Here is a 3,646-nt window from a genome sequence, read left to right as displayed (position 1 = left end):
AGGACGAATATAATTGATATCAAAAGCTTCAATAAGCTCTTCACCCACTTCTAAATTTTCAAGCTCAGGAATGAAATACTTCTTCTCAATAAGTAGCTTGATTAGAAAAGTGGGCGTGCCGGTTTCAAACCAGAAGGGCCGAAATTCTCGCAAATCAAGGAATAGCAAGATGTCAAAAGGATTATAGACAGGTTCACCGAGCCAGGAATAGCCGTTATACCAGAGGCGCACTTCCTCGAGGTCAAGGCCCGTTAGACGATCAGCAAAAACTTTTTTAAATTCCTCCTGAGTGTAGCCGCAAATAGTAGCATATTCAGGATGTATAGTGATGTCTTTAAGATTATTAAGGCCAGAGAATAAAGAAACTTTAGAAAATTTAGTAACACCAGTTATAAAGCAAAACTTAAGATACGGGTCGGCGTCTTTTAAAACAGAGTAGAAGTTCTTTAAGTTTTCCCGAATTTCAATGGCCACTTCAGGACGTTCAATGTTGTCAAGAATGGGTTTATCGTATTCGTCAATTAAAACAACTGCCTTTTGGCCAGTTTTTTCAACTACTTTCTGAATAGCTTCAAAAAATTGGTTGTTATAGCCTGTCTTTTCGTAGGATATGTGGAAGAGATTTTTCCAGTCTATTAATAAAGCCTGAATATTATTCCTGAGATCTTCCAGAGAACGGACAACACCAGCTCCAAAAGATATATAAAACACAGGAAAAGAAGTATCCCAGTCCCAGTTATTTTCAAGAAAAAGGCCTTGAAAAAGTTCTTTTTTACCAAGAAAGGCCTGGCGTAGAGTATCCAGGAAGAGACTTTTCCCGAAACGCCTGGGGCGGGAGAGAAAGTAATACTCCCCTTCATCAACCAGTTTCTTAACAAAAGGAGTTTTATCTACATAGTAGTAGTTTTCCGTACGTATCTTTTCAAAACTCTGGATGCCAACGGGAAGTTTCTTTTTCATGTGGGAATTATAACAGGAACAGGGTCTTTTGAGAATTAGCCAGAAATTACTTCGTCGCACTTTGTGCTCCTCGTATGACCCGTTGGGTCACTTCGTGGGCCCTGCGGGCCTCCTTGTAGTGACAAATAGGAAATGTCATTGTGAGCGAAGCGAAGCAATCTCAGGGACTGCTTCGCCTGTCCCGAGCGAAGTGAGGGATCTCCTCGCAGTGACAAAGTGGGCCAGTCATTGCGTCTCCTTTATCACACCGTCATTGCGAGCCCTTTACTACACCGTCATTGCGAGGCCTCGTAAGAGGCCGAAGGAATCTCAAGCAAAGCGAAGCAATCCTTGTCCTGAACGGCAGCGAAGGGATCTGAGATCGCCACGGCGACTACGTCGCCTCGCGATGACGCTCTTTAATGTAAAAAATGCTCCCATTATTAAAACACTTTTTTGAGGATACTTGAGCCTTGAAGCTGGACGGAGTTGCAATCACCAATGTTGGCGATAGCACTTCAGAAAAATTTTAAAAGAAATTAGGCCATCGGGATTTAGCGATGGCCTAATTTAAATAATCAAAACACATCTAACTAACTCTTAATTAAGAAGGTTGCCTAAATTCCCGGATAAGGGGAAAGCGGAGGTGAGAAATAACGAATCCATACTAAAGGCCTTCCGGTTTCAGACTTTGAGAAGGGAAATTTCCTATACTTTAGACATTAGTGACCAAAAAGAAGGTATCGGGAGTGTCCACCCTCCTTAAAGTGATCTTATCATTTTACAATTTTCACAGTTGGGTGGACACTTTATATACCATATAATGTTACATTAGTGCTAATAAGAATCCCGCTTAAGCGGGATTCTTAAAGAATACTTTTATTGAGGAGTACATTCAACTGTATTATTAGTAATGGAACAGGTAAGAGCAATGCCTTTAACTGATGGATTACAGGAACCTGTAATATCTCCCGTTGCTGGATCTAAAGTCAAGCCACAAGTATTACCATCTACATCACAATTCCATGTAGTTACAGTAGAGTCATCAGCATAAGCAGCTGCTAATTCACTCATACAAGATGCTATCTGGCCGGTAGCAGCGCTTGCAGCCGCTTTTCTTTTATATTTAGTATACTGAGGAATAGCTACAGCCGATAGAATGGCAATAATAGCCACGACAATTAGTAGTTCCACCAAGGTAAAACCTTTTTTCCTGTTTTCTTTTCTTCTGTCCTTCATTTTTAAACCTCCTATTGTTTATTGATTTTTTTGAGATTACTTCGTCGGCCCTGCGGGCCTCCTCGTAATGACTCTGCTGTGAGTCACTTCGTCGGTGCTTACGCACCTCCTCGTAATGACCCCGAGAAGGCTACTTCGTCGCCCCCAACCACGCCACCAACCAATAGAACCAATAGAGGGACATTTCACCGCCTCGTATGACAACCTGACTGGTCATTGCAAGGCCTTCACCCTCTTTGTCATTGCGAATCTCACTCGGTCATTGCGAGCGAAGCGAAGCAATCTCCGGGACTGCTTCGTCGGCCTTCGGCCTACTCGCAGTGACAACTCTTCTCTCTTCTCTCTTTTCACTTTTCACTTCTCACTTTTCACTTCTCACTTTTCACTTTTCACTTCTCACTTCTCACTATCCCTGAGGTGGCCACCTCGTTTTCTCGTTAAACTTAATGATGCAACCTGCGTGCCAGCCTTAAACTTATTTTTCCTTCTAAAAACTTTTATCGTTTATTAAGATGAAGACCTTTAATTCAAAAAAATAATGAGAGCGTAAAACAGATGACAATTTTGGGTTGTCATTGAGAGCCTCCCTACTGCGTCATCGCGAGCAAAGCGAAGCAATCTCAGATCCCTTCGCTACCGCTCGGGACAAGGATTACTTCGTCGCACTTCGCGCTCCTCGTAATAACCCGGCAGGTCACTTCGTCGCTAACCCAATAGAAGGACACTTCGCCGCCTCGTATAACAACCTGAACTAATCATTGCGAATCTCTTTAGGTCATTGCGAGCGCGAGCAATCTCCACCTGGTAATCTCAGAGACTGCTTCGTCGCACTTACGCTCCTCGCGGCGACAAAGGAGTGTGTTCCTCGCGGCGACAGCCGGGAAGTTTATGGCGAGTCCTTCACAGCAGTGGAGGTGACAAAAATTGGCAGTTTAGTGAAAATTTTTGTCAAATCAGGCTCCCATGACCTTGTCTTCCAGACGCTGAATCCTTAGTAAAACGTCCCTGTAAAAATCCTGCTGTTTTCTAAACTTTTCCACTTCCTGAGCCACTTTGCCCATCTGAAAGGTAAGCTGGTCTATACGATGATTGGTGTTGTCTATTCTCCCCGTAAGGTCCGCGTGAAATTCATCAATTTTAACCGTAAGCTCCGAACGCACTTCGTCTATGCGCTTGTTGGTCTCATCAATTCTCTTGTTTGTCTCATCAATGCGCTTATTAGTCTCATCTATGCGCTTATTTGTCTCGTCTATCCTGGCCGTTAATTCCGTGCGGACTTCGTCTATGCGCTTGTTGGTCTCATCAATTCTCTTGTTTGTCTCATCAATGCGCTTATTAGTCTCATCTATGCGCTTATTTGTCTCGTCTATCCTGGCCGTTAATTCCGTGCGGACTTCGTCTATGCGCTTTGTCAAATCTTCTCGCACTTCATCTATACGCTTATTGGTCTCGTCTATGCGGCGGCTCT

At 43.4% G+C, this 3,646-nt stretch carries 3 protein-coding genes; all 3 read right to left on the bottom strand.

The window, feature by feature from the left end; genetic code table 11:
* On the bottom strand, positions 1–960 hold a 960-nt coding region (locus TH606_RS11075), incomplete at its 3' end, for an ATP-binding protein (RefSeq protein WP_157627924.1).
* 858 nt (positions 961–1,818) lie between these two features.
* On the bottom strand, positions 1,819–2,178 hold the full coding sequence (locus tag TH606_RS12015) for a type IV pilin protein (RefSeq protein WP_068544047.1): 360 nt from the start codon (positions 2,176–2,178) through the stop codon (positions 1,819–1,821).
* A 953-nt stretch (positions 2,179–3,131) separates the two neighbouring features.
* A partial coding sequence (locus TH606_RS11785; protein WP_082863638.1) for an LA_3659 family protein occupies positions 3,132–3,646 on the bottom strand: 515 nt, incomplete at its 5' end.

Source organism: Thermodesulfatator autotrophicus (assembly GCF_001642325.1).
Lineage (GTDB): Bacteria > Desulfobacterota > Thermodesulfobacteria > Thermodesulfobacteriales > Thermodesulfatatoraceae > Thermodesulfatator > Thermodesulfatator autotrophicus.
Note: the sequence above shows the minus strand (reverse complement) of the source record. Positions and strands in the feature narration are given on the sequence as shown.